At 69.1% G+C, this 23,249-nt stretch carries 29 protein-coding genes and 1 tRNA gene; 22 read left to right on the forward strand and 8 right to left on the reverse strand.

Annotation, left to right across the window (positions count from 1 at the left end; all coding sequences use genetic code 11):
• Positions 1–13: 13 nt before the first annotated feature.
• Positions 14–1,141, reverse strand: a complete 1,128-nt coding sequence (locus tag FHU30_RS43115; RefSeq protein ID WP_253883512.1) for an acyl-CoA dehydrogenase family protein — start codon at positions 1,139–1,141, stop codon at positions 14–16.
• Between the two features lie 52 nt (positions 1,142–1,193).
• Between FHU30_RS43115 and FHU30_RS43120 the strand changes: the two genes are divergently transcribed.
• The gene (locus FHU30_RS43120; RefSeq protein ID WP_253883513.1) at positions 1,194–2,231 is read left to right on the forward strand and encodes a hypothetical protein; all 1,038 of its coding nucleotides are present in this window, start codon (positions 1,194–1,196) and stop codon (positions 2,229–2,231) included.
• 166 nt (positions 2,232–2,397) lie between these two features.
• On the opposite strand, the gene FHU30_RS43125 is transcribed toward FHU30_RS43120, so the two are convergent.
• A complete protein-coding gene (locus FHU30_RS43125; RefSeq protein ID WP_308211500.1) occupies positions 2,398–3,138 on the reverse strand; it encodes a protein phosphatase 2C domain-containing protein in 741 nt (246 codons plus the stop codon).
• A 189-nt stretch (positions 3,139–3,327) separates the two neighbouring features.
• Here FHU30_RS43125 and lepB point away from each other — a divergent pair, with 189 nt between their 5' ends.
• Positions 3,328–4,191 (forward strand): signal peptidase I, encoded by an 864-nt coding sequence (gene lepB / locus FHU30_RS43130; protein WP_253883515.1) that lies wholly within the window; start codon positions 3,328–3,330, stop codon positions 4,189–4,191.
• Positions 4,192–4,254: 63 nt separating this feature from the next.
• On the opposite strand, the gene FHU30_RS43135 is transcribed toward lepB, so the two are convergent.
• Positions 4,255–4,668: a PPOX class F420-dependent oxidoreductase gene (locus FHU30_RS43135; RefSeq protein WP_253883516.1), complete on the reverse strand. Its 414-nt coding sequence runs from the start codon at positions 4,666–4,668 to the stop codon at positions 4,255–4,257.
• A 178-nt stretch (positions 4,669–4,846) separates the two neighbouring features.
• Positions 4,847–6,316, reverse strand: a complete 1,470-nt coding sequence (locus FHU30_RS43140) for a carotenoid oxygenase family protein (protein WP_253883517.1) — start codon at positions 6,314–6,316, stop codon at positions 4,847–4,849.
• Positions 6,317–6,423: 107 nt separating this feature from the next.
• Here FHU30_RS43140 and FHU30_RS43145 point away from each other — a divergent pair, with 107 nt between their 5' ends.
• Complete coding sequence (locus FHU30_RS43145; protein WP_253883518.1) at positions 6,424–7,008, forward strand: TetR/AcrR family transcriptional regulator; 585 nt, start codon at positions 6,424–6,426, stop codon at positions 7,006–7,008.
• Positions 7,009–7,221: 213 nt separating this feature from the next.
• On the opposite strand, the gene FHU30_RS43150 is transcribed toward FHU30_RS43145, so the two are convergent.
• Together FHU30_RS43150 and FHU30_RS43155 are read right to left on the reverse strand one after the other, a co-directional pair.
• Positions 7,222–8,130 carry a glycosyltransferase gene (locus FHU30_RS43150; RefSeq protein ID WP_253883519.1) on the reverse strand — a complete coding sequence of 303 codons (909 nt, stop codon included), beginning with the start codon at positions 8,128–8,130 and terminating at the stop codon, positions 7,222–7,224.
• Positions 8,130–8,984 (reverse strand): GntR family transcriptional regulator, encoded by an 855-nt coding sequence (locus FHU30_RS43155; protein ID WP_253883520.1) that lies wholly within the window; start codon positions 8,982–8,984, stop codon positions 8,130–8,132. The genes FHU30_RS43150 and FHU30_RS43155 overlap by 1 nt, the downstream gene beginning before the upstream one ends.
• Positions 8,985–9,105: 121 nt before the next feature.
• On the opposite strand from FHU30_RS43155, the gene FHU30_RS43160 reads away from it, so the two are divergent.
• The 18 genes from FHU30_RS43160 to FHU30_RS43245 all read left to right on the forward strand — a co-directional run bounded on the left by FHU30_RS43160 (position 9,106) and on the right by FHU30_RS43245 (position 21,369).
• On the forward strand, positions 9,106–9,261 hold the full coding sequence (locus FHU30_RS43160) for a hypothetical protein (protein ID WP_253883521.1): 156 nt from the start codon (positions 9,106–9,108) through the stop codon (positions 9,259–9,261).
• A gap of 98 nt (positions 9,262–9,359) precedes the next feature.
• Positions 9,360–9,686 (forward strand): WhiB family transcriptional regulator, encoded by a 327-nt coding sequence (locus tag FHU30_RS43165; protein ID WP_253883522.1) that lies wholly within the window; start codon positions 9,360–9,362, stop codon positions 9,684–9,686.
• A 46-nt stretch (positions 9,687–9,732) separates the two neighbouring features.
• Complete coding sequence (locus FHU30_RS43170; RefSeq protein ID WP_253883523.1) at positions 9,733–10,182, forward strand: hypothetical protein; 450 nt, start codon at positions 9,733–9,735, stop codon at positions 10,180–10,182.
• Positions 10,183–10,196: 14 nt separating this feature from the next.
• Positions 10,197–11,114, forward strand: a complete 918-nt coding sequence (locus tag FHU30_RS43175) for a DUF4097 family beta strand repeat-containing protein (protein WP_253883524.1) — start codon at positions 10,197–10,199, stop codon at positions 11,112–11,114.
• Positions 11,115–11,131: 17 nt separating this feature from the next.
• Complete coding sequence (locus FHU30_RS43180; protein WP_253883525.1) at positions 11,132–11,500, forward strand: RRQRL motif-containing zinc-binding protein; 369 nt, start codon at positions 11,132–11,134, stop codon at positions 11,498–11,500.
• Complete coding sequence (locus FHU30_RS43185; protein ID WP_253883526.1) at positions 11,497–11,676, forward strand: hypothetical protein; 180 nt, start codon at positions 11,497–11,499, stop codon at positions 11,674–11,676. Before FHU30_RS43180 ends, FHU30_RS43185 begins: the two co-directional genes overlap by 4 nt.
• 17 nt (positions 11,677–11,693) lie before the next feature.
• Complete coding sequence (locus tag FHU30_RS43190) at positions 11,694–12,011, forward strand: hypothetical protein (RefSeq protein WP_253883527.1); 318 nt, start codon at positions 11,694–11,696, stop codon at positions 12,009–12,011.
• Entirely contained in the window at positions 12,008–12,943 is a 936-nt protein-coding gene (locus tag FHU30_RS43195) for a DUF2637 domain-containing protein (protein WP_253883528.1), read from the forward strand. The genes FHU30_RS43190 and FHU30_RS43195 overlap by 4 nt, the downstream gene beginning before the upstream one ends.
• A 29-nt stretch (positions 12,944–12,972) precedes the next feature.
• The gene (locus FHU30_RS43200) at positions 12,973–13,236 is read left to right on the forward strand and encodes a hypothetical protein (RefSeq protein ID WP_253883529.1); all 264 of its coding nucleotides are present in this window, start codon (positions 12,973–12,975) and stop codon (positions 13,234–13,236) included.
• A complete protein-coding gene (locus FHU30_RS43205; protein WP_253883530.1) occupies positions 13,236–13,538 on the forward strand; it encodes a hypothetical protein in 303 nt (100 codons plus the stop codon). Before FHU30_RS43200 ends, FHU30_RS43205 begins: the two co-directional genes overlap by 1 nt.
• Positions 13,535–13,897 carry a TraA-like protein gene (locus FHU30_RS43210; protein WP_253883531.1) on the forward strand — a complete coding sequence of 121 codons (363 nt, stop codon included), beginning with the start codon at positions 13,535–13,537 and terminating at the stop codon, positions 13,895–13,897. The genes FHU30_RS43205 and FHU30_RS43210 overlap by 4 nt, the downstream gene beginning before the upstream one ends.
• Positions 13,898–13,900: 3 nt before the next feature.
• On the forward strand, positions 13,901–15,937 hold the full coding sequence (locus FHU30_RS43215) for a hypothetical protein (protein WP_253883532.1): 2,037 nt from the start codon (positions 13,901–13,903) through the stop codon (positions 15,935–15,937).
• 239 nt (positions 15,938–16,176) lie between these two features.
• Positions 16,177–16,467 carry a hypothetical protein gene (locus FHU30_RS43220; RefSeq protein ID WP_253883533.1) on the forward strand — a complete coding sequence of 97 codons (291 nt, stop codon included), beginning with the start codon at positions 16,177–16,179 and terminating at the stop codon, positions 16,465–16,467.
• A 142-nt stretch (positions 16,468–16,609) separates the two neighbouring features.
• A complete protein-coding gene (locus tag FHU30_RS43225; RefSeq protein ID WP_253883534.1) occupies positions 16,610–16,963 on the forward strand; it encodes a hypothetical protein in 354 nt (117 codons plus the stop codon).
• A gap of 254 nt (positions 16,964–17,217) precedes the next feature.
• A complete protein-coding gene (locus tag FHU30_RS43230) occupies positions 17,218–18,147 on the forward strand; it encodes a bifunctional DNA primase/polymerase (RefSeq protein WP_253883535.1) in 930 nt (309 codons plus the stop codon).
• Positions 18,144–19,382, forward strand: a complete 1,239-nt coding sequence (locus tag FHU30_RS43235) for a DUF3631 domain-containing protein (RefSeq protein ID WP_253883536.1) — start codon at positions 18,144–18,146, stop codon at positions 19,380–19,382. Before FHU30_RS43230 ends, FHU30_RS43235 begins: the two co-directional genes overlap by 4 nt.
• A 242-nt stretch (positions 19,383–19,624) precedes the next feature.
• Positions 19,625–19,984, forward strand: a complete 360-nt coding sequence (locus FHU30_RS43240; RefSeq protein WP_253883537.1) for a helix-turn-helix transcriptional regulator — start codon at positions 19,625–19,627, stop codon at positions 19,982–19,984.
• A 2-nt stretch (positions 19,985–19,986) separates the two neighbouring features.
• Positions 19,987–21,369 carry a tyrosine-type recombinase/integrase gene (locus tag FHU30_RS43245; protein ID WP_253883538.1) on the forward strand — a complete coding sequence of 461 codons (1,383 nt, stop codon included), beginning with the start codon at positions 19,987–19,989 and terminating at the stop codon, positions 21,367–21,369.
• 135 nt (positions 21,370–21,504) lie between these two features.
• Here FHU30_RS43245 and FHU30_RS43250 read toward each other — a convergent pair.
• A tRNA-Tyr gene (locus FHU30_RS43250) sits at positions 21,505–21,586 on the reverse strand.
• 167 nt (positions 21,587–21,753) lie between these two features.
• Here FHU30_RS43250 and FHU30_RS43255 point away from each other — a divergent pair.
• Positions 21,754–22,242 (forward strand): YajQ family cyclic di-GMP-binding protein, encoded by a 489-nt coding sequence (locus tag FHU30_RS43255; RefSeq protein WP_253883539.1) that lies wholly within the window; start codon positions 21,754–21,756, stop codon positions 22,240–22,242.
• A 154-nt stretch (positions 22,243–22,396) separates the two neighbouring features.
• On the opposite strand, the gene htpX is transcribed toward FHU30_RS43255, so the two are convergent.
• Entirely contained in the window at positions 22,397–23,248 is an 852-nt protein-coding gene (htpX, locus tag FHU30_RS43260; RefSeq protein ID WP_253883540.1) for a zinc metalloprotease HtpX, read from the reverse strand.
• Position 23,249: the final 1 nt, after the last annotated feature.

Raw genomic sequence — 23,249 nt, forward strand, 5'->3', positions numbered from 1 at the left:
GGCTGCGGGGCGCCTAGCGGAGGAGGTGCCGGGCTATGACGAGCTGCTGGATCTGGCTCGTGCCCTCGTAGATCCGGAAGAGCCGGGCGTCCCGGTAGAACCGCTCTACGGGGACGCCGTGCATGTAGCCCATGCCACCGAACACCTGGACGGCGCGGTCGGCGACGCGTCCGACCATCTCCGAGCAGAAGTACTTGGTGCAGGACGGCCCGAGCTTGGTGTCCTCCCCCGCGTCGAACGCACGAGCCGCCTCTACGACCATTGAGCGTCCGGCATACAGATCGGTCTGGGAGTCGGCGATGAGGCCCTGGATGAGCTGGTACTCGCCGATGGTGCGGCCGCCTTGGCTGCGCTCGCGCGCGTACGCGACGGTCTCGTCCAGGATCCGCTGGGCGAGGCCCACGCAGACGGCGGAGATGCTCACGCGCCCGTGCGCGAGCGAGGCCATGGCCGTGCGGAAACCCGTCCCCTCCCGCCCGACCATCGCGGACGCCGGAACGCGCACTCCGTCGAAGAAGACCTCGGCGGTGTGCGCGCCGCGCTGGCCCATCTTGGCGTCGGGCGGCCCGACCTTCAGGCCTTGCGCGTCCCCTGGGACGAGGAACGTGGAGATGCCGCGCGAGCCCGGTCCTCCTGTGCGCGCGAACACCATGAAGACGTCCGCCTCTGGGGCGTTGGTGATGAACCGCTTGGATCCGTCGATGACGTAGTCGTCGCCGTCCCGCCGGGCCGTGGTGGTGAGAGTGCTGGGGTCGGACCCCGCTTCGGCCTCGGTCAGGGCGAAAGCACCCACGATCTCGCCGGACGCCAGGCGCGGCAGCCAGACCTCCCTCTGCTCCGCCGAACCCGACTTCACGAGGACCTGGCCGGCGATGCCGTTGCTGGTACCGAACATGGAGCGGAAGGCGGGGCTGGCATAGCCGAGCTCGAAAACCAGCCTGACCTCCTCGCTCAGGGACAGGCCGAGGCCGCCGTACTCCTCGGGCAGGGCATAGCCGAACAGGCCCATCTCGCGCGCGCCCTGGCGGATCGCCTCCGGGATGGCATCGGATTCTTCGATCTCGTCCTCGCGGGGAATGACTTGCTCGCGCACGAAGGCGCGTACGGCCGAGATGACGTCGGCGAAGTCCTGTGCGTCCATGGCGCCGATTCTAGAATCCAGCTCTAGAATCCGATATGCCAGGGTGATCCGCATGGGTTCCGAGGACTTCCACCGGGCCTGCGATGCGCTCGTCCAGGCCGCCGTCGGCGACAACCCCGCGTTCAGCGATCTGTTGCCGCAGGTCATGGGCATGGCACAGCAGGTCCCCCCTGACGATCTGTCGGCGGCGCTGCCGCGCCTGGCGGACGGCCTGGCCAAGGCCCAGCCTTCCCTGGCCGGCTGGCTCGCGGTCATGTCCGGCGCATGGGTGGAGAACGGCGCGGCTCCCGAAGCCGTGGGACTTCCACTTGTCGAGCGCGCGACCGAGGTGATGACCGAAGCGCTCGCCTTCGCGCGCGCATGGAGCGAGGCCACCGGCGATGCGCCGCCCGACATGGAGCAGTCGGCGCCTTCGCAGGAGATCGTGAACACCATCGGCCCGAAGCTCGGGGACGCGGCCGTCAGCGCGATGCTGTCCTGGTTCTCGCTGCCCCAGTTCGCCATGGGGACGACCACGATCCTGCAGAACTCCGCGATCGTGCGCGGGGCCATCTCGGATCGCGAGCGCCGCGCTCACCTCGCCGGCGAGCTGGCCGAGCACCACGGGCACATGGTCTACGTGCGCGACCTCCTGCGCGTGCTGGAGGGCGAGCGGCTGCTCGTCCTGGACCGTGCCAGCAGGCAAGGCTGGACGGTCACGATCGCGGGAATCGGCGACAACTTCCAGTTGCACATGCTTCTCGGTGGGGCGCTCCTAGGACGTCCCGGTTGCATGCCCGGGGAACCGCTCGCTCCCGAGTGGGTCTCATGGTTCACCAACCAGGACCCGCCCGGGAAGGTCGTCGTCACCAGCCCGTGGAACCTCGTGGACGGCCACGGCGCATGGATCTACAACGAAGGCGTCCCGGCGGACATCCCGGCCATCAACGGCACCCGCGTAGTGGTGCTGGACGCGCCCTCGTACGCGCGCCACTTCCCGGCCGGACGACGCTTCCCGATGATGGACGCGACGCTCACCATCGAAGGCGTCCACCACCCCGAGGACCTCGCCGCGTGGTGGCCGCACATCGCTCCCGACCGCGGCCAGTAGAGGCCAAACGAATTCCTCTACGCCGACGAGCGGCGGCCCTACGGACGGCGCCGCCGCTCTACAAGCGGAACACGGCGCCGCCGCTCTACAGGCGGAACACGGCGCCGCCGCTCTACAGGCGGAACACGGCGCCGCCGCTCTACAGGCGGAACACGGCGCCGCCGCTCTACAGGCGAAGCAAGGCGACCGTGGCGTCGTCGTAGCGTTTGCCTCGGCGCGCGCCGTCCGGCTCTGCGGACTCGGCTGCGCGCGTGCGCTCGATGACGGCCTGCGGACCTGCGCTGTAGGCGAGGTCGAGCAGGCCGTCCCAGTCGAGCGTCCCGAAACGTTCCACGAGCCGCGAGGCGCCGTCGCTGAACAGCGCCGCGCGCCGGACCGAGGCCGCGTCGATCCGGCCGCTCAGCGCCTCGTACGCCGCCTCCGGACGGGTGCTCGCGACCCAGAACCCGTCCGCCGCGTTCCGGGCCGCACGGACGGCCTGAAGCGTGTACGAGGACAGGTGGTCGACCCGGTCATCTCGCATGACTCGCACCTCCCCTTCCACGTCCAGCATAACGGGCGAATCAGCGAGAACCAGCCACTCCAGGGCGTCTCCCCTGCGGCGCAGCATCGCGACCGTCGCGGACGGGCTGTCGGGGTTGGCCAGATCGCACCGGTCGGCATGCAGCTCGCACACCGTCTTGATTGCCTCGGCAAGCAGGTCGTCCAGCGGACGCTCGTCCTCTACCGAAAGCCTCGCCGCCAGCGCTCCGCCCAGGTGACGCGCGAGCCACGCGGGATTGTGCACGCATCCGCTGTCGACGCCCGGCGGTGCGGTCGCCCCGTCTAGGACGACGACCCAATCCGGGCCTGCAACCACGAAATCCTCGTTCGTCCGCCCGGGCGTCGGTTCACTCGCGAAGCTCACATGCACGAGCCTGGTCTACACGTCCGCTCGACGTGGGAACAACATCCACCTCGCGGAGGAACAACATCCGCCTCCAACTGGGAACAACCAAGGCCGATGATGCGTCCACGACATGGGGCCGATCCGCAGGCGCGCTGAGGCATCGGACACCATAAGCTGGCAAGCCTGTCCCCGGGGAGGTTCTCGAACGTGCGACCTGATGCTGAAGACCAGCACACGGAACCCTCTCCAGAAGAGCCCGAGCAGGGAACCAAGAAGGACAAGGGCAAGAAGAAGGGCTCGTTCTGGAAGGAACTGCCCGTCCTCATCGCCGTCGCCGTGATCCTCGCCCTCACCATCAAGGCGTTCGCGGTCCAGGCCTTCTACATCCCGTCCGGCTCCATGGAGAACACGCTGCTGGTCGGCGACCGCGTCCTGGTGAACAAGATCGTGTTCCACACCAGGGACGTCACGCGCGGCGACGTCGTCGTCTTCAAGGGCCCGCCCTCGTGGCAGCCCGAGGTGCAGGTCTCCAAGCCGACCAACATCGTCTCCAAGGCGGCGCGCTGGGTCGGCACGGCCTTCGGGGTCGCGCCTACCGAGAAGGACTACATCAAGCGCGTCATCGGCATCCCCGGCGACCACGTGAAGTGCTGCGACGCGCAGGGGCGCATCACTGTGAACGGGGTCGCGCTCAACGAGCAGGCCTACATCTACACCGACCCCAACGACCACGAGCAGGACAAGCCGTCCGAGAGCCCCTTCGATGTGACGCTCCAGAAGGGCCAGCTCTGGGTCATGGGCGACCACCGGTCCAACTCGCTCGACTCGCGCGCGCACCAGGACGGCCCCGACAACGGTTCGATCCCCACCAAGAACGTCATCGGCCGCGCGTTCGTGAAGGTCTGGCCCCTCAACCGGATGGGGACGATCCCGATCCCGTCCACGTTCAAGCAGCCCGCCCTGAAGCACAGCCAGGCGTCCGCACCGCTACCGGCCCCCGACCCCGGCCCGGTTCCGGCCTTCGCCGCCGTGATCCTGCCCATGGCCATAGGAATCCGCTTCCGCCGCTAACGCACAGGACGAGTTCCTAGCCCCAGGTTCCTAGCCCGGGTTCCTGGCCGCCGGGACGGCTGCTCATGCTTGAGCGGCCGTCCCGAACACTTTCTCTGGCGAGATACGCATCTGCACGCGCACGATCTCGGGCGGCAGTTCGAGGTACTCCTCCCCCGCGCCCGTCCCCTCGTACTTCTCCGCCAGCGCGACCGCGAGCGCGCGCCCCTCGTCCTCGACCACGGCGCACTTTCCCCGCACCTCCAGGTACCAGAGGGGGTCGCTCTGGTCGAAGACGCTCAGCGACACCCGCGGATCGCGCAGGACGTTGAGGACCTTCCGCCGTCCTTGCTGGCTGGAGACGAGCAGGTCGTCCCCGTCCCGCCCGACCCAGACCACCGACGTCTGAGGGCTCCCATCGGGATTCACCGTCGCCAGGACCGCCGGGTTCTCCCCGTCCACCAGCCGCCGCGCGGCGTCGCTCAACACATTGCTCACCCCGCGAACCTAACGTCCGTCCCCCCGCGCACGCACGAGGCGGCGGCGGACGGACGAGGTGTGGGCGGACGGACGAGGTGTGGGCGAACGCGCGGGGCGGTGGCGAACGCACGACGCGGCGGTTCGCCGCAAACCGTGTGGTGACCGGCTGCCCGGCGGCCACCACACGGGCCTTTTCTCAACTGCTCGCGATCCAGCTTCCGTGCAGCCCGAGCGGAATTCGACTCGGCAGGTGGATCCGGGCGATCGGCTTTCCGGTGAAATCCTGCGCCGACAGGATGACCAGGTCCGAAGCATTCCGATCAGGATTGTGCACGTAGGACATCACGTAGCCGTCATCCTCGGCGCGCGCACCGGCACGCGGGACGAAGACGGCCTCGCTCGCACTGGCATGCTTCGGGAACTGGTGGAACTGCGAACGGCCGGTGACCAGATCGTGCTTGACCAGGCCGTTGCTGAACGCCGAGTCGGGCGTCGAACCGTGCCCGTACGACTTCAGGAAATCGGCGGTGGCGGCCGTGTAGCCGTACCTGTGCTTTCGGCTGACCCGGGCGTCCGGGACGCGCGGGAATTCCTGCGGACGGTCGTCCAGAACGCTCCGGCGGACGGCGCCCCGCGCCCGGTCGATCGTCCATCTGACCAGGGACGGCGGCGCACTGGTCGACAGCTGGTCCGCACTGAACGGAGCAGGGAACTCAACGAAGTCGACGACGATGCCCCCGCCCTCGTCGTACGCGTTGAGCGTGTGCGAAATATACGTTGCCGGAACGGTGATCCAAGTGACGGGACCGCCGGTCCGCGAGAAATACCCCACCCGATTGGGACGCTTCTCATCCCACACCCACGGGATCTTCTGCCCCCGCTGCATCGCCCCCATATCGAACATGATCGGCTGGTCGTAGAGCACGACGTATTTCTCGGTGAGAGCGAAGTCGTGCATCAGGATCGTCCCACCCATGGGAATTTTCCGGCTCGACTTCACCTTCCCGTCCGCGCCGACGACCATGTACTGCACGTAATCGGCGCTCTCGTCGTAGCTTACCGAATGCAGCTCACCGCTGCCCGGGTCGAGCTTGGTATGTGCCGACATCGTCCCGGCCCATGTGCCGTCGAAATCGCACGGCCCGACCGTGTACAGCTCATTGGTGAGCTCCTGCGGACGAGCCGTCCCCTCCTGCAGCGCATAGGTCTTGCCCCGGAACCCGATCACGTTGACGTTCGACGCGAAATCGGTCTCGGCCGGCTTTCCCCGCACCGGCTCACCGAGCTTCTCGGCAGTGCCCTTCGCGCGGACCCACCGGCTCCGGTACCACTCGGCCTTGCCGTCGCGCAGTTGCACGCCGTGCACCATGCCGTCGCCTGCCAGCCAGTGATGGGCGACCGGATCCTCCAGGCCCAGCACGTTGGGGCCGTTGCGCAGCAGGCGCCCGGTCAGATCCTTGGGGATCGTCCCGGTAACCGCCAGGTTGAACGCGGTCACTTCATACGGAACCGGAGCGAACTGCCCTTCTAGGAAGGGGTTTCCGCTGTCGGACTTGGGTGGAGCCGGCTGGGCCGCACCCGCCTTCGCCGCCACACCGACCGCGACGGCCGTGCCGGCGGCGAGACCGGCGGCCAGCGCGTGCCGGCGGGACATCTGCTGGGGCATCCTGCACCTCCGATGGACGAGACAAGACGTCTCGTTCCCATGGAGGCTAGACCCGCCCGGCACCCCGGTCAAGACGAGTCGTCTCGTTTCACCTATAGTCACTGGTCATGACTCCCGAACCGGCGAACCCGCGCTACCGGAGCGAGAGCTCCCACAAGGCGATCCTCGATGCCGCGCTGAGGCTCTGCCTGGAGCAGGGCTTCGCGAAGACCAGCGTCGACGCCATCGCCAAGGAGGCCGGCGTCGGCAAGCAGACGATCTACCGCTGGTGGCCGTCCAAGGCCGCGGTCCTGGTCGAGGCGATCGACCGGCACGCCGCCCCGACCACCACGTTCCGGGACACCGGGGACATCCAGGCCGACCTGCGCGCCCAGATGCACGCCGTCGCCGAGTTCTTCCAGTCGCCCCAGTCCTCGACCTACCGCGAGGTCATCGGCGCCGCCCAGTCCGACCCGGCCGCCGCCCAGGCCATCCTGGAAAGGCTGGTCAAACCCCGCGTAGAGGACTGCCGGCACCGCCTGGAACTAGCCCGGCAACAGGGCCAGATCCGCCCCGACGCCGCCCTGGACGACATCGTGGAGCTCCTCTACGCGCCCCTCTACTACCGCCTGCTCCTGGAAACCCGCCCCATAACCACCGACCACGTCGAAGCCATCCTGACCCTCGTCTTCGAAGGCCTCCGCCCCCGCTAACGCCCCGGCTCCGCGGCCCCACCCGCGAACACGCGAACGGCCCCTGACCGCAATCGCGATCAGGGGCCGTTCTCATTGGTGTGGCGGGTGCAGGGTTCGAACCTGCGTAGGCTAAGCCGACGGATTTACAGAGAGTTCGCCCCGTTCTCCCGAAACCACCGCTGACCTGCCACGGAACAGCGCACGCCCACGTATTTCGGTGCCATTGTCCCGTCACTGTCCCGCAGCGTGGTTCGCGAGATGCTGGTACAGCGCCCGCCGGGACTTCCCGAGAACCTCGCGTTCGAACTCCTGTGGGTCGTCCCTCTCCGGCTGGTAGGTGGCCATGAGGGCGTGAGCGTCCTCATACCAGTCAAGCAACGGCTGGACTTCCGCTTGTCCGATCCTGCCCCGCCGAAGGGCTTCGGAGATCAGAAGTTCAAGCTCTTGGTGCATCAGGTCCGGCTTGGGACGCTGCGGGTTAACCCAGTCATCGGACAGCACCGGCCGAAGCGTCTTCGCATGCTCGTTCCAGTGCAGGAGAATGGCCAAGTCGGAGGTAAACCCCTCCGGTAGTTCCGTAGGCCACAGATGCCGCATGGCCGCCCGCTGACCAGACCACGGGCTAGAACCAACCCGCGAAAGCATCTCCGGGAAAAGAAACCCGGCAACTGGCGCAAAGAAGGCTTGCAGCCAAAGTTGAGGATACAGCGGCCTCCAATAGAGATCTGAGACAACCGCATCCGCGATGCCGTTTAGGATGGGCTCGGTGACCAACGCCGCGAGCGGCTGATCACCGTAGTACTGCAAGTCGCCGTCGATCAGACAGACAACATCCCCGGTTGTCGCCTTAAGTCCTGTGATGATGGCAGCTCCCTTGCCCTTCGGCGCATCGACGACATGCGCCCCCGCGCGCGCAGCAATATGCGCGGTCGCATCGCTGCATGCACTTGCGCTTACGGTGACGTCACCCGCGACATCGAGAACAACGAGAGCGCGTCTCGCTTCACTCACGACTTCGCCAATGGTGGCTTCCTCGTTGTGAGCCGGGATGATGATGCTGACACTGGCATCTGATCTACTTAGCGTCCGCTCCCGCTTGAGTTCAAGCCCTAGAGCCGGATCAATCGTAGGCCGCTCCATTAACGGTCCCCCTTCTTAATGTCGAATCGATTATGGTCGGCTGGCCAGCGCGCCAGCTTCTCGGCATAGACGAGTTCCGTCCTGTCCGCGGGGTACCACGCGTCCGAAAGCTCAACAACCCTGTCATTTATGTCTATCGACCGGGTACGCACGCGAAGCATTGGCACCCCTTCGTCCATACCCCAGCGCTGACGATCTCCGACCGTAGGTTGCTCGGCGATAACCGATCGGATGAATTTTCCGACTTCGATCCCGACCGTGTAGAGCTGATGCAGATGCCCGCCCGGCCATGGCTCGTTCTCCTCATCCAAGAGAGCCGGGTTGTCCCGAATTAGCTCCAATGGGATGTATGAAATACTGAAAGACAGGCGATGTCTCGTCTTCGGGTCGGTCATCTCATATGTCCGACGTAGAAGTTCGCCGCCCTCAGCGATCCCGAATTCCTCGCTCAGATCAGGGTTCGCGGCGACGACCTCATAGCGATGTGTGGAGATGACCTCTTCGATCGGAACGCCGGAGATCATCTCGATTGCACCGCGCTTGGCCCGTTCGGCGCGTGGCCGCAGAACAAGATCCTTCTGTTCCTGCGCAAAGCCGGTCCGCAGCTTGATACGAGTCGGCGGGACGCGGACGGTGGACGCCTTGCCGCGCGAACTCGCGATCAGTCCCTCCGAGCGGAGCACCGCGAGAGCTTCACGGACGACGCCGTCAGAGCAACCCCAATCCCGCTGCAAGTCGCCGATGGTGGGCAACCGGGCGCCCGGTTGAAGCTCCCCCGACTGGATGCGTTCCCGCAGGTCATTCGCGATCTGGTGATGGACCGGGAGTACACCGGTCGCAGGCTCTGACCTCATGAGGTCATCTAATCACTTCGGTAGTTCGGTACCAAACCCTTGCGCGGCGCCATCGCGGCGGGCTACGGTCATCGCAAGTTCGGTACCGAAGTACCGAAGAGGCGAACTTGACGGAGGTCCGATGCTCCCCCAGAAGTCCCACGTCGTTCAGACCCTGATCGCAATTGCGCTGATCTTCTACGTGTTCAACTCGCCGGCGTCGGCCGGCCACACGGTCAACAAGGCCCTGCACTCCGCGGGCACGTTCTTCTCCTCCATCCACCCCGACAAGCAGTGACCGCCCGCCGTCGCCTGTCGCGCTTCCCGGCGCACTGGCCACCAAGCACGCCGCCGGGACCGCACCCCCAACCGACCACCACGCCCTTGGAGTTCGTCATGACCGTTCGTCCGTCCCTACTGCGCTCGGTGGATCTGCTGGACGCGCTGGCCGAAAACGCCGCGTGCCGATGGGACCCGGAGCTGCACACCGGCCCGGACGTGTTCACCCCGGAGTCCGTCGCCGAGCGTCAGGCCCGAATGGACGTGGCGCGGGAGGTGTGCGAGAGGTGCCCGGTCTGGGCCGAGTGCCTGGACTACGCGCTTCGCGTGCGCCCCTCGCACGGCATGTGGGCGGGTCTGTCCGTGCGTGAGCTGAACGAGCTGCGCCGGAACGCGCGTCAGATGCCCTCCCCCGTTCCGGCTGACCTTCCCGCCGCGGCCTGATGATCGTGTCGAAGTACTTCGCGACTACCCGCAAGGAGTGTCACCAGTGATCGAGATCCGAGCGAACGCCGAGGCCGAGCCCGCCCGCGCCGATGCGGGGCACAACCCCGACCAGACCCTTGCGATTGCCGACGCCCTTGCGGAATCGGCTCGGCTGCTCACGTACGCCACGATGCCGGGCAGCGGCGGCCTGGACGACCCCGGCGACGTCTACACCGTGCTCGGCTCGTTGACCGCCGCTATCGGGTCTCTCCCTCAGACGCTCGCGCAGATGAGCGAGTTGGTTCGCGACCAGATCGCCCAGGGGCGCGCGGTTGAGAACCCGTTCTACGGGCCGAACAGCGGAAACGCCAACGCGTCCTACGCCGAGATGCACGCCGCCATCCAGCAGGCCGGCGGCCATCTGGCCGCATTGCTCCGTGACCTCCAGGCCGCACACATCGCTGTGTCGGGCCTCGGGATCAACCCCAACCCGCCGTCCGAGACCAACGAGTAGAGGAGTCCTCCCCCATGACTTCCCGAACGTTGACCGCCAGCGTGGCGGGCCCGGCAGTGCTGGCGGTGGATCTGCCGCACGGCCGTATCGAGACCATCACCGAGTCGGGCCGGCGGTTCGCCGAGGTGACGGTTACCGCGACCGGCGACGACCCGGAGCTTGCCGCCGCGGTCCGAGACGCCCGTATCGAGTTCCTGCCCGACCCGACCCGCCTGCTGGTCAAGGTCCCCGCCGTCAGCGCGGGGCGGACCGTGACCGTGTCGGACGGGGCGGTGCGCATCACGCAGTCCGCCGGACGCGTGGCGACCGGTTTCCAGGTCGGCGGGGTGTCGTTCCACGGTGGCGTGTTCGACCTGGACGAGATCACCGTCAACGGCGTTCCGGTGTCGGAGCTGACCGCGGGTCCGTCCGGCATGCTGATGGTGACCGCCCGGCTTCCGGCCGGTTCCGGCGTGGTCGCCTCCACCGAGTCGGCCGACCTGGACGTCACCGGTTGCTACGAGGGCATCAAGTTCGATTCGACCTCGGGCAGCCTGACCGGTACCAAGCCCGACGACCACACCCGGTACCTGATCGCCAAGACCGGTTCGGGTGCGGTGCGGGTGACCTCCGCCGTGCGGGGCAATGTGTCGAGTACCTCCGGCGCTGTGTGGCTCGGCTGGACCAGCGAGATCCAGGCCGTCACCAAGTCCGGCGCCATCCAGGTGGACCGCCTGAGCGGTCCCCGCGCTGACCTGTCCACCGCTTCGGGCGCGATCACGGCGCACGCCGCGGAGCCCGGCGAAGTGACCGCCGAGTCCCGGTCGGGCGCGGTGACGGTCACCGCCAGCCCGCACCTGACCTCGGACCTGCTGACCGTGTCGGCGTTCAGCAGGTCCGGCCGCGTGCGCACCCCGCACACCGCGGCCCACCGCACCGGCGGTGCGTGGTGAGCCGCCGGCGCGGGAGCGTGACCCGCTTCTATGACCCGACCGGCGACAAGTACGGCGTGCCCACCTACCCGTGGCGGATGGCGCCCGGTCACCTGCTGACCCGCCGCCAGCTCACGGCGCGCGGACTGCGGCCCGGCGGTCAGACCGTGGTCGCCCAAGTGATGTGGCAATCGCGCCGGACCCGCGGCGTGCGTGAGGCGTACCTGTACGACGCGCGTCTCGCCCTGCCGAAGCGGACCGCCAGCCCGCGTCAGCGCGTCGCGCTCGGCAAGGCCATGGCCGCCCGCCGCACCTGCCCCGAATGCCGCACCGACGTCGGATACGTGATCCCGCGCAGCCTCGGCGCCTGCCTGGACTGCGCGGAGAGCTGGGAGAACGCCGCATGAGCCACCACCCGCACGTTATGGGCATGGTCGGCACCGGCAAGAGCAGCACCTTCGACGCGATCGCCATCCACGCCCTTCTGACCGGCGACGACGCCACGAACCACGCCGGTTACCTGCCGCCCGGCCACAAGCCCGACGACGCCCCGCCCCCGGAGCACGGCAGCGACCTGGACTAGCAGGAAGGACTTCGACCATGCGATCCCTGACCGTGGTCGCCGGCGCACTGGCCACCAAGCACGCCGCCGGAACCACCGCCGCCCGACCGACCACGAACCTCCACGACCCGGCGACCACGCCGACCCCCGTCACGGCCCGGACCACGAGCGGCTACCGGCCGGCGGGCACGCTGTGCCCGACCTGCCGCACGCCGCTGGACGGCGGCCCGGTGCACTTCCGGTGCCCGTACTGCTGCCGCGCGGTGATGGCCGCCGAGATCGACCACGAGAGCCACGCCCCGCTGACCGTCCCGGCCTGGGCCATGGCCCGCGCCGAGTTGGGAGAGGCCGCGTGAACATCCCCGACCCGACCATGCCCGCGGCCGTCCCGGTGCGCGGGGACCGGATGATCCGGCGCAGCACCGCCGTCACGGTGGTGGCGCTGGGCGGTATCGCCGCGGTGGTGTCGTTCCGGCACGCGCTGGAAGTGGTCCGGCTGCACGGCGAGAGTGGCATCACCACCTACCTGACCCCGCTGACCCCGGACGGGCTGGTGTTCTGCGCCTCCATGGTGCTGCTGGACGCGGCCCGGCAGGGGCACCGGCCGCCGCTGCTGGCGCGGGCCGCGCTGTTGCTGGGCATCGCGGCGACCATGGCCGTCAACGTGCTGCACGGCTGGGCGCACGGCCTGATCGGTGCCGTGGTCGGCGCGTGGCCGGCCGCCACGCTCATCCTTGTGGTGGAGCTGCTGATGGGCATGATCCGGCGCCGCCGGACCGCCCGTACGAGCACCACTGTGCCCGCCCCGACCACCGCCACCGGCCGCGACCGCGCCCCGACGTCGAACCCGGCAGGTACGGCAAGCGCTCCGGGTACGCCCACCCCTGCGCGCGTACCCGATCCCGCCCGGAATGTACCTGCCGAGCCTCGCGTACCCCCCACGAGTACGCCCGCGGCCGTCCGGCTGTCGAAGCAGGACAAGTCCGAACGCATCGCGCAGGTACGCGCGCTCCCAGTCGGGATTGACCCCGCGCACGTGCGCGCGGCGCGGGTGTTCGCCGAGGAACTCGCGGCCGGTCAGGTGCCGTCGATTCGTCGGATCAAGGCCGCGTTGCGGTGCGGTCAGGACAAGGCATCCCAGGTCCGCGACTACCTGTCCACCCTGACCACCACTCCCGACGCGCCGCCGGCCGCCGCAGTGACGTCGGCGCCGCCTGCCCCTGTCACCAAGGCCGCCGAGACGGCCCGTGGGTCCGCGCCCGTACCTGCCGAGAGCGGTGCGCGATGACCCGCCCCGTACTTCCCGAGGAGCCCACCATGACCGCCACCCGTACCCGAGACGACGCGGCGCCGCGTACCCGCGCCCCGTACCTGCTCCGCCCCGCCGACCGGTTCATGCTCGCGGCCTGGGCTGGCGGGCCCGTGTACCTGATCCTGCTGCACCTGCTGGGCGCGCCCGCGGTGGTGGCCGCGGCGGTCGGTGCGGCGGTGTTCGCCCTGGCGCGCTGGCGCCTGACGCGCGTGCGGTACCTGCCGCGGCTGCGGTTCGGTCTCCCGTCGCGGATGAGGGGGCAGCGGTGATGCTGACCGCCACCGCACGGCCCGCTGGCCCGTCCGCCCGCCCGGCGTGGTGGACGCGGCTGGCGGGCGTGGCCCGCGGCTGCTGGCGCGTGCTGGTCCTGTGCTGGGCGGCGCTGTGCGCGCTGGTGTCGGCCGCGGTCGGCACCCCGCCCGGCGTGTGCTCGCGACTCGGGCACGTGCTGGCCGACGAATACCGCGCCGGCCGCGCCGGCGCTATCGACGCCGAGACCACCGAACCGCACTCCGACGACCCGTCCGCCGATGCCGTTCCGTCCGTGACCGTGCAGGGAGTTGACCTGTGAGCACCAAGAGCCGCATCATCGAGTTGGGAAACATCCAGTTCACCGGCGCCAAGTCCATCACCGCCTATGCCCAGGCCGCCCGCGGGCTGTGCCGGGACATGTCGATGGAGTTCCAGATGGCCGCCGATGAGGTCTACGGCGCGCTCGTGGCCTCGCAAAAGGGCAACCCGCTGCTGATGGGCGTGGACGTCAAGTTGCGCGCCCGCAGGGTCCGCAACCGGCTGCGCCGCGCCGGGGAGCACTCGGGCGCCGCGGCCGCCGAGGCGGTGAAGTTCCACAGTCAGTTCCGCACCGAGTTCGCCGACGTGCTGAACCCGCCCAAGCAGACCAAGCCCAAGTTCAACTTCAAGGACGAGTGACCCATGGCTGCCAAGAACACCGCGCAGGTCGCCACCATCGAGGAATCGTCCTGGGAGCGCGTCAAGGCCGCCCAAGCGTCCAAGCTGATGACGCTGGCGCCGCCGTGGCTGGTCTGGCCGTTCACCGCCGGCATCGGGCAGATGTGCCACGTGCTGTGGGGGCACGGGCAGGCCGCCGCATGGTCCGGGATCGGGCTCACGCTCGGCACTGGGCTGCTGTCGGCGGTGACCTGGAACGTCTCCCACCAACGCGGCATCCTCGGGCGCGGTTCGGCGACCGCGACCACCGCCGCCGCGGGTATGTGGGTCACCGCCTGTTCGGTCGCCGGCATCGGTCAGCCTGTGGTGACGTGGCTGGTCACCGTGGGCGGGCTGGTCGGTTGCCTGGGCTGGAACATCCGGACCGTGATCCGGGAGAAGCAGGGCCTGTCCGGGGTGATGGACCCGCTGGCGTTCCTGTTCGACCACGCCAAGGACAAGACCGGCCTGGACGGTGCCCGGATGGCCACCGTCAAGGCCAGCGAACACAAGATCGAAGCCGCGATGGCGCTGCCCGCCGGACAGAAGACCGTGGCCGACATTCAGAAGAAGACCGAGCACATCGAAGGCGCGATGGCGCTGCCGCCCGGCACCATCACCGTTTCGGCCGATGAGGACCGCGCCGACCGCGCCAAGGTCGTCCTGTCGGACGCGCGGGTGATGAAGCACCCGATCCCGTGGCCCGGCCCGTACCGGCCCGGCGGGTCCATCGGTGAGCCGCTGCGGATTGGCGTGTGGCAGGACGGTGACGAGGTCTTGCACACCATCGCCGGGCACCACTTCCAGGTCATGGGCAAGACCGGCGCGGGCAAGTCGGTCGGCGCCGCCTGGAACTACCTCGCCGAGATCATCACCCGTCGGGACGTGGTGGTGTTCGCCGCCGACCTCACCAAGGGCGAACAGAGCATCGGCAAGCTGCGGCCGGCGCTGCACCGGTTCGAGACCACCACGGCCGGCGTCCGGTCCCTGATCAACGACATCCACGCCCAACTCAAGCCCCGCACCGACTGGCTGTCGGCGCACGGCTACGTCAACTGGGAACCGGGCTGCGGCCTCACCTATTGGGTGCTCTGGCTGGAAGAGGTCCCCGACATCTTCGACGCCCTGGGAGACAAGGGCGTGGAGACCTTCCTGAAGCTGCTGAAGGCCATCCGGTCGGCCGGCGGCACGATCGTGCTGAGCTTGCAGCGCTCGGACTGGACCCAGATGCCCACCATCGCGCGCGGCCAGCTGGCGAACATGTGCTTCGGCGTCGCCAACGCCGCCGACGCCGCGTTCGGACTCTCAGACGCCCAAGAAGACGCCGGCGCGCGTCCGGAGCTGTGGGGCGACAAGCAGCCCGGCATGGCCTACCTGGACGCTCCCAGCATCGACTCCGGCCGGATCGCGATGCCGCTGCGCACCTTCGGATGGCTCAAAAGCGACGGCAAGCCCGACCCGGCCGCGCTGCACGCGCACGCCCTGGAATGGCCCGCCGCGGCCAAGCAGGTGGACGAGTTCACCGCGGCCGTGACCCGCGCCGCCGCGGCCGTCATGCCCCTCACCGGCCCCGTGGGCGCCGCGAGCGGGACCGACGACGCTAACGCCCCGGACGACCGGGACGACGCCGTGAGCGGCCCGCAGGACGACGGGGACGACTGGAACCCGGAGGACGACATCACCACGCCCGACCCCGACCCGAGCATCACCGCCGACAAAGACGGCCCCATCGAAGACGACCCCGACGACGCCGAATGGACCTTCACCCGCCCCACCCCGACCATGACCGCCGCCCAAGCCCGCCAGACGCTCTATGACCGCATCGCCCAATGGCAGAACCAGGGCGTCACCGACTTCACCACCGCCGACCTGTCCGACATCTGGACCAACGCCGGACTGAGCCGAGCATGGGCACAGAAGTGGATTCGCAAACTCCGCGATGACGGCGTGCTCGGCTTCGATGACGAGACCCAGCGACACCAGATCCACGCCGCCCCCGACACCGCCGGCGCCGCCGCTTAACCCGCTTGAGATCGCGCGCACGGCTGCGCGTGGGTAGCGCGCCCACACAAGTTGATCATGATGCAACGCGCCCACACGCACCCGCCACGCGAGCGTGCAACGCCCGATGCCACGCCCCTGCAACGCCCACCTGCCACGCCACCCGTGGCGGCCCGCTGACCAGTAATCCCAACCCCCGACCCCCGCCCGACCGCAAGCCCAGGGTGCAACGCCCCTGCCGCAACCACATCGGGAGTCTCATGACGCCGCCCACCGTCCGCGTGGTCAAGGTCCGGCTGTCCGGGCTGGACGACGACGCCGGCGCGGTCGCCGACCTGCTGACCCGCCTGTTGCCGGAGCTGTCCGGCGGGCGCTGCCAGACCGGCGAGATCTCACCCGCCTACCCCAACCGTCGCGGAGGAGGCGCCCGCCGCTACTTCGACCTCTACCTACTCGACACCGACCCCACCGCCGACGACCACGCCGTCAACACCGGTCCGGCCCGCGTCCGGCGGTCCCGGCCCGGCGGAGAACTTCCCGAGAGCAGCTAGCCCAGCCCCCCGGACACGAAAAGAGCGGTCCCCGGCGCACTAGCCACCAAGCACGCCGCCGGGGACCGCACCCCCAACCGACCACGGACCCCAACGAACCAGCAGGTCCATCGAAGCCCTTCCAGATGGAGGCACTTCCATCATGACGCATCACATCCCCGACATGCCGCCGACCGGCCAATGGCCGATCCCGGACGGCGCCGACTGCGCCGGCTGCAGCAGCAACCAGCACACCCGATGGGCCGGCTACGACTTCACCGTCACGCCCGCCCTGCACCTGTGGCGCTGCCGCGCCTGCCGCGCGGTTACCCGCACCCCGGTTACCTACTGGCCGGCCAATGACGGCCCGGACTGCCCGTCCTGCCTGTCCGCGGTCACCTGCTGGGCCACCTTCGACCCCGACCACGCGGGGGACCTGTGGATCTGCGAGAACGCCCACGAGTTCACCCTGACCCCCGAAGGCATCGTGATCCCGCGGACCGGTGAGGCCGGATGACCGCGCGGACCGGTCGGCAGACGCCGCGGCTGACTGAACTGCAAGCCGCGTGCGGGCGGTGTGGGCACCAAAACGGCGCCCACACCCGCAGCGCCGGCCGTAGCGGCTGGGCCATCGGCGACCGGACGTGGCGAGAGGCGTCCGGCGGTTGCAACCACCCCGGATGCCCCTGCCCCGGCCGCACCCCCGCCGCCGTGCCCACGCCCACGTCCGCGCCATCCTCGGCAGCGTCCGGCGCCGCGCCGGCGGGGAAGGTGCCCGCATCACTGGGTTCGGCGTTGCAGTGCGCGGCGCGCGGCTGGCACGTGTTCCCGCTGCGCCCCGGCGACAAGCGGCCCTTGCCGCGCTTCACCGACTGGGAGACCCACGCCACCACCGACCCCGACCGCATCCGCGCGTTCTGGTCCCGCGGCGCGTTCAACACCGCGGTTGCCTGCGGGCCGTCCGGGCTGGTCGTCATCGACCTGGACACCCCCAAGCCCGGCGAGACCCCGCCGAAGCCGTGGGCGCTGCCCGGTGTCCATGAGGGTGCCGACGTGCTGGCGGTGCTGTGCGAACGCCACCGCCAGCCCTTCCCGTCCGAGACCTACACCGTGCGGACCCGCCGCGGCGGGCTGCACCTGTACTTCACCAGCCCGCCCGGCGTCCGTCTGCGCAACACGACCGGACGGCACCGCACCGGCCTGGGGTGGCTGATCGACACCCGCGCGCACGGCGGATACGTCGTCGCGGCCGGCAGCCGCGTCGAACTCCCGGACGGAACCGGCGCCTACCGCGTCATTCATGACGTCGCGCCCGCGCCCCTGCCGGACTGGCTGACGGGGCTGCTGACCGCCACCCCGCCGACTCCTGTCCCCTTGGAGTGCCCTCCCGGACAGCGCGCCGGGGTCGGTGACCTCCCGGCTTACGTTCGAACGGCACTCCAAGGGGAGAAGCGGCGCGTGGCCGATGCCGAGCCCGGAACCCGCAACCACGCTCTCAACAAAGCCGCCTACAACCTCGGGCGCCTGGTCGGCGCCGGCCTGCTGCCCGCCGACCACGCCGCCGCGCACCTGACCGACGCTGCCGCCGTCCACAGCGGGCCCGGTGGCCTCACCCCCGGTGAAGTCCACGCCACCATCACCTCCGGTCTGACCGCCGGCGCCGCCCGTCCCCGCACCATCACCCGGAAGCAGGCCGCATGAACCCCGCACCGGCCGCGCAACCCACCACCGACCCCGACACCGAGGAGCACCACGAGCCGATCGACGGCGCCGCGCTGCTGGACGCGCTGCGCGCCGCCCTCACCAAGTACGTCATCCTGCCCAGCGACCACGCCGCGGACGCGGTCACGCTGTGGATCGCGGCCACCCACGTCCAACCCGCATGGCCGCACGCGCCGCGGCTGGTCATCCGCGCCCCGGAGAAGCGGTGCGGCAAGTCCCGCCTGCTGGACGTGGTGGAGGCCACCTGCCACAACCCGTTCATCACCGTCAACAGCAGTCCGGCCGCCGTGTACCGGTCGATCAGCGACGACCCGCCCACGCTTCTCGTGGATGAGGCCGACACGCTGTTCGGCGCCAAAGCCGAAGGCAACGAAGATCTGCGCGGGCTGCTGAACGCCGGACACCAGCGCAACCGGCCCGCCAAGCGGTATGACGCCAACCTCGGACGCGTCGAGTCCATCCCGACCTTCGCCATGGCCGCACTCGCCGGCATCGGCGCCATGCCCGACACCATCGAAGACCGCGCCATCGTGGTCCGGATGCGGCGCCGCGCCCCCGGCGAAACTGTCGCGCCCTACCGGCACCGCCGCGACCGGCCCGCGCTCCGCCAGCTGGCAACCGACCTGGCGCGCTGGCTCCGCCCCGACCTAAAGATTCTGGAGAACGCCGAGCCGCCCATGCCCGTGGAAGACCGCGCCGCCGACACCTGGGAACCGCTCGTGGTCGTCGCCGACCACGCCGCCGGCCCGTGGCCCAACCGCGCCCGCGCCGCCGTCCTGGCACTCACCGCCGAAGCCGACGACTCCGACGACATGTCCCCGCGGCTGCGCGCGCTGACCGACTGCCGCGCCGCGTTCGGCACCGACACCGCCCTACCAACCGCCGTCCTGCTGGACCGACTCAAGAACGCCCCCGAATCCCCGTGGGCCGACTACGGGCCGTCCGGGCTGACCCCGCACCGGCTCGGCGCGATGCTCCGCGAATACGAGATCCGATCCAGCACCATCCGGTTCCCCAACGGCCAGCAGGCCAAGGGCTATCTGCGCGCGGACTTCAGCGAGGCGTGGGCGCGGTACTGCCCGCCCGAGCCGCCCCCGCCCGCCGCACGCCCGGAGGGCACCGTCGTTCCCCTGCCAGGGGTATCCGTACCAAGCGTCCCGAACGTCCCGGCCCAGGTCAGCCCTGGGACGGATACCGCCACTGGGACGGATTGAAGCGTCCCACCACCCACGAACCCAACGACCACCCGAAGCCGAACCGAACACGCCCTGGGACGGATCAAAGCGTCCCAGCACACCAATCCGTCCCAGGGCTGACCTGCGGAAATGACCTCGGGACGCTTGGGACGGATACCCCTCCCCCCAGCGTCCCGAACGCCGGCGCACTAGCCACCAAGCACGCCGCCGGCACCCACCCAACCGACCAACCCACGGAGACCCCAACCATGGCTACGTCCATGACCGCCGCCCTCTTGCCCCTGTCCGAGGTGCTGACCCGACTCAAGGTGTCGCGGAGCACCTTCGACACCTGGCGGGTGCTCGGCAAAAGCCCCGAGTGCATCAAGTTCGCCAACCGGCGTCTCTACGTGTCCCCGGCCGCTCTGACCTCTTGGTTCGGCGCGCCCGTAACCGAGCCGCTCCTCACCCTCCCCGAAGTGCTGACCATGCTGGACGTGGCCCGCAGCACCTTCGACACCTGGCGGTCCCTGGACAGCGCGCCGTCCTGTTTCAAGCTGCCGAATGGGCAGATCCGCGTACGTTCGGCCGACCTTGCGGCATGGCTCAATGCCCACGTCGAGATGCGAGAGGCCGCCTGACAATGCCCTACTCTCACGACGTCAACATCTGGAAGCTTGCGCGAAAGAAGCGCAAGCGCGGGCACGGCGTCCGTTGGATCGTCGCCAAACGCGAATTCGACAAGTGGTTCACCGAATACGCGCTGGCCGACAACCACCGATCCAAGCTCATGCAAGCCGCGCGCCGCGGGGAAGGCTTCGACACCGAGACCGGGCTACCGGAGTCCATGGTCCGTGAGCAGCTCTCGGTTACGTGGTTCGAACTGGCCTGCCGCTACGTCGATCTGAAATGGCCGGACGCCGCGCCCAAGTCGAGAACCGGTATCGCCGATGCGCTCGCCACTGTCACGCCGGTCATGGTCGCCACCGAACGGGGCAGGCCCGACCCCCAGGTTCTCCGGGAGGCCTTGTACGGCTGGGCGTTCCACAAGGTGCGGCGGGAGACCACCGAGTTGACCGGCGCGAAAGCCGCCGCCCTGGATTGGCTGCGCGCCAACTCATTGAAGGTGGTGGCCATCAACGAGCGGGAGCAGCGTTCCCAACTTGTTCGGCGTGCGCTGGATGCCATCGCGCTCCGGCTGGACGGTGCACCGGCGGCCGCTAAGACGGTGGCTCGTAAGCGCGCCATCATTCATGGCGTGTTCGGCTATGCCGTCGAACTCGACATCCTGCCCAGCAACCCCATCGACCGAATCAAATGGAAGGCGCCTGCGGTTGCCGAGGAAGTCAACCGCAACGTACTCGCCAACCCGAAGCAGATCCGCGCCCTGTTGGATGCGGTGAAATCCTGGCGCCCGGAACTGGTCGCGTTCTACGGCTGTCTCTACTACGCCTACACGCGGCCCGGAGAAGCCAAGCTTCTATGCAAGGACGATTGCGTTGAACTCCCGGACAAGGGCTGGGGGTTGATCCTGCTGGGCCAGAACGCGCCCCGGGTCGGCGCCGATTGGACGGATACCGGCAACAGCCATGAGGCACGGCAGCTCAAGCACCGCGCGAAGAAGACCACCCGGCCGGTACCGATCCCTCCGGAACTGGTCCGGCTGCTCCGTCACCACCTGGACGAGTACGGCACCGCCAGCGATGGCCGCCTGTTCTCCGGGGGGCGCGGCGGCCCGCTGTCGGAAAGCGTGTACGGGCGCGTCTGGCGGAAGGCCCGCGAGCAAGCCCTGACGCCCTCCCAGGTCGCTTCTCCGCTTGCCGGACGCCCGTATGACCTGCGGCACAGCGGTGTGACGCTGGCGCTCAATTCCGGCGTTCCCGCCCCGGAGGTCGCTCGGCGCGCCGGCCACGGCGTGGAAGTCCTGCTACGCGTCTACGCCGGCTGCATCGACGGCCATGACGGCATGTGGAACGACCGGATCACCGACGCCTTGCGGGATGACGATGATCACCCGGAGGTATGACCGGGGTGTCCCGCGAGTGTCCCGTCACTGTCCCGTGAACACCTGGCAGTGACCGGGAACAGCCGGTAGCTTCGACGTAGAACAAGATCAGCCCCTCACCCTGTTTTCGCAGGTGAGGGGCTGATCGTTTTCCTGTGGCGGGTGCAGGGTTCGAACCTGCGTAGGCTAAGCCGACGGATTTACAGTCCGCTCCCATTGGCCACTCGGGCAACCCGCCGTGGTCGCCGCTGTCGCGGCGGCACTGGAAAGAATAGCGGACCTTGGGAGTGGGTGTGACATCCGTTCGGGTCGCTACGCTGGCGGGGCGCGCCGGGGTGGGCGCAGGGGCGCGCGCCTGGTGTTCGGAGCGGACGTAATCGCAGCTTAGAAGGGGTGAGGTGTCCGGTGGCGGACTCTTCCTTTGACATCGTGAGCAAGCTCGACCGGCAGGAGGTCGACAACGCGCTGAACCAGGCGGCCAAGGAGGTCGCGAACCGGTTCGACTTCCGGAACGTGGACGCCGGGATCAAGTGGTCCGGCGAGACGATCGAGATCCAGGGGAACACCGAGGAGCGCGCCAACGCGGTGCTGGACGTCCTGAAGGACAAGCTGGTCAAGCGCGGGATCTCGCTGAAGTCGATCGACCCGGGGGAGCCGAAGGCGTCCGGGAAGATCTACAAGCTGGGTGTGGCGCTCAAGGAGGGCATCTCGCAGGAGAACGCCAAGAAGATCAGCAAGATCATCCGGGATGAGGGGCCGAAGGGCGTGAAGGCCCAGATCCAGGGTGAGGAGCTGCGCGTCAGCTCGAAGAAGAAGGACGACCTGCAGACCGTGATCAACCTGCTCAAGGGGCAGGACCTGGACGTCGCGCTGCAGTTCGTGAACTACCGGTAGGACGGTCACGCGGCCGGGGCGCCGGGGGGATGGCGTCCCGGCCGCGTGAGCCGTAGGAGAGCGCGCCCCGCGACCCTTCCCCCGCTGAAGGGCGCGGCGGGCGCGCTCTTGTGTTCTATGACGGGCGGGACGGCCCGGAGGTTCGGACCTTTTTTCAGCGGCCCGCCATGCGCTCCAGGCGGGCGATCCGCTCGGCGGTCGGCGGGTGGGTGGAGAACAGCTTGCCCATGCCGCCGCCGCGGAACGGGTTGGCGATCATCAGGGAGCTGGTGGTGGCCAGCTCGGGGTCCTGCGGGAGGGGCAGCGCCTGGGTGCCGGCCTCGATCTTGCGGAGCGCGGACGCGAGCGCGAGCGGGTCGCCGGTGAGCTGGGCGCCCGAGGCGTCCGCCTGGAACTCGCGGGTGCGGCTGATCGCCATCTGGACGACGGCGGCGGCGATCGGGCCGAGGACGAGCATCAGGAGCGCGCCGATGATGCCAGGGCCGTCATCGTCGTCGGAGCGTCCGATCGGCAGGAAGAACGCCAGGTGGGACAGGTAGGTGATGACCGTCGCGATCGCGGCGGCCACCGAGGAGATCAGGATGTCCCGGTTGTAGACGTGGGACAGCTCGTGCCCGAGGACGGCGCGCAGCTCCCGTTCGTCCAGGATGCGAAGGATGCCGCGGGTGACGCAGACCGCCGCGTTGCGCGGGTTGCGGCCGGTCGCGAACGCGTTGGGCTGCATGGTCTCCGAGACGTACAGCCGGGGCATCGGCTGCCGCGCGGACGTCGACAGCTCCCGGACGGTCCGGTAGAGCACCGGCGCCTCGACCTCGCCGACGGGGTGGGCGCGCATCGAGCGCAGCGCGATCCGGTCGCTGAAGAAGAAGGCGACGCCGTTGGTGCCGAGCGCGATCACCAGGGCGATGGTCAGGCCGGCCGTGCCGCCGAAGACCCAGCCCACCGCCAGCATCAACGCCGACAGCGCTGCGATCAGGGCCGCCGTCTTGATGCCGTTGAACTGCACG

It is taken from the genome of Actinomadura rupiterrae (assembly GCF_024172125.1).
In the GTDB taxonomy this organism is placed as follows: Bacteria; Actinomycetota; Actinomycetes; order Streptosporangiales; family Streptosporangiaceae; genus Spirillospora; species Spirillospora rupiterrae.

Excerpts from the sequence above, each read along its gene's own strand:
- FHU30_RS43160 (WP_253883521.1), top strand. The coding sequence starts at position 9,106 with ATGCTCCCCCAGAAGTCCCACGTCGTTCAGACCCTGATCGCAATTGCG.
- FHU30_RS43115 (WP_253883512.1), bottom strand. The coding sequence starts at position 1,141 with ATGGACGCACAGGACTTCGCCGACGTCATCTCGGCCGTACGCGCCTTC.
- FHU30_RS43215 (WP_253883532.1), top strand. The coding sequence starts at position 13,901 with ATGGCTGCCAAGAACACCGCGCAGGTCGCCACCATCGAGGAATCGTCC.
- FHU30_RS43190 (WP_253883527.1), top strand. The coding sequence starts at position 11,694 with ATGCGATCCCTGACCGTGGTCGCCGGCGCACTGGCCACCAAGCACGCC.
- FHU30_RS43240 (WP_253883537.1), top strand. The coding sequence starts at position 19,625 with ATGACCGCCGCCCTCTTGCCCCTGTCCGAGGTGCTGACCCGACTCAAG.
- FHU30_RS43140 (WP_253883517.1), bottom strand. The coding sequence starts at position 6,316 with ATGCCCCAGCAGATGTCCCGCCGGCACGCGCTGGCCGCCGGTCTCGCC.
- FHU30_RS43150 (WP_253883519.1), bottom strand. The coding sequence starts at position 8,130 with ATGGAGCGGCCTACGATTGATCCGGCTCTAGGGCTTGAACTCAAGCGG.
- FHU30_RS43155 (WP_253883520.1), bottom strand. The coding sequence starts at position 8,984 with ATGAGGTCAGAGCCTGCGACCGGTGTACTCCCGGTCCATCACCAGATC.
- FHU30_RS43145 (WP_253883518.1), top strand. The coding sequence starts at position 6,424 with ATGACTCCCGAACCGGCGAACCCGCGCTACCGGAGCGAGAGCTCCCAC.
- FHU30_RS43200 (WP_253883529.1), top strand. The coding sequence starts at position 12,973 with ATGACCGCCACCCGTACCCGAGACGACGCGGCGCCGCGTACCCGCGCC.
- FHU30_RS43165 (WP_253883522.1), top strand. The coding sequence starts at position 9,360 with ATGACCGTTCGTCCGTCCCTACTGCGCTCGGTGGATCTGCTGGACGCG.
- FHU30_RS43220 (WP_253883533.1), top strand. The coding sequence starts at position 16,177 with ATGACGCCGCCCACCGTCCGCGTGGTCAAGGTCCGGCTGTCCGGGCTG.
- FHU30_RS43245 (WP_253883538.1), top strand. The coding sequence starts at position 19,987 with ATGCCCTACTCTCACGACGTCAACATCTGGAAGCTTGCGCGAAAGAAG.
- FHU30_RS43120 (WP_253883513.1), top strand. The coding sequence starts at position 1,194 with ATGGGTTCCGAGGACTTCCACCGGGCCTGCGATGCGCTCGTCCAGGCC.
- FHU30_RS43175 (WP_253883524.1), top strand. The coding sequence starts at position 10,197 with ATGACTTCCCGAACGTTGACCGCCAGCGTGGCGGGCCCGGCAGTGCTG.
- FHU30_RS43235 (WP_253883536.1), top strand. The coding sequence starts at position 18,144 with ATGAACCCCGCACCGGCCGCGCAACCCACCACCGACCCCGACACCGAG.
- FHU30_RS43225 (WP_253883534.1), top strand. The coding sequence starts at position 16,610 with ATGACGCATCACATCCCCGACATGCCGCCGACCGGCCAATGGCCGATC.
- FHU30_RS43205 (WP_253883530.1), top strand. The coding sequence starts at position 13,236 with ATGCTGACCGCCACCGCACGGCCCGCTGGCCCGTCCGCCCGCCCGGCG.
- FHU30_RS43185 (WP_253883526.1), top strand. The coding sequence starts at position 11,497 with ATGAGCCACCACCCGCACGTTATGGGCATGGTCGGCACCGGCAAGAGC.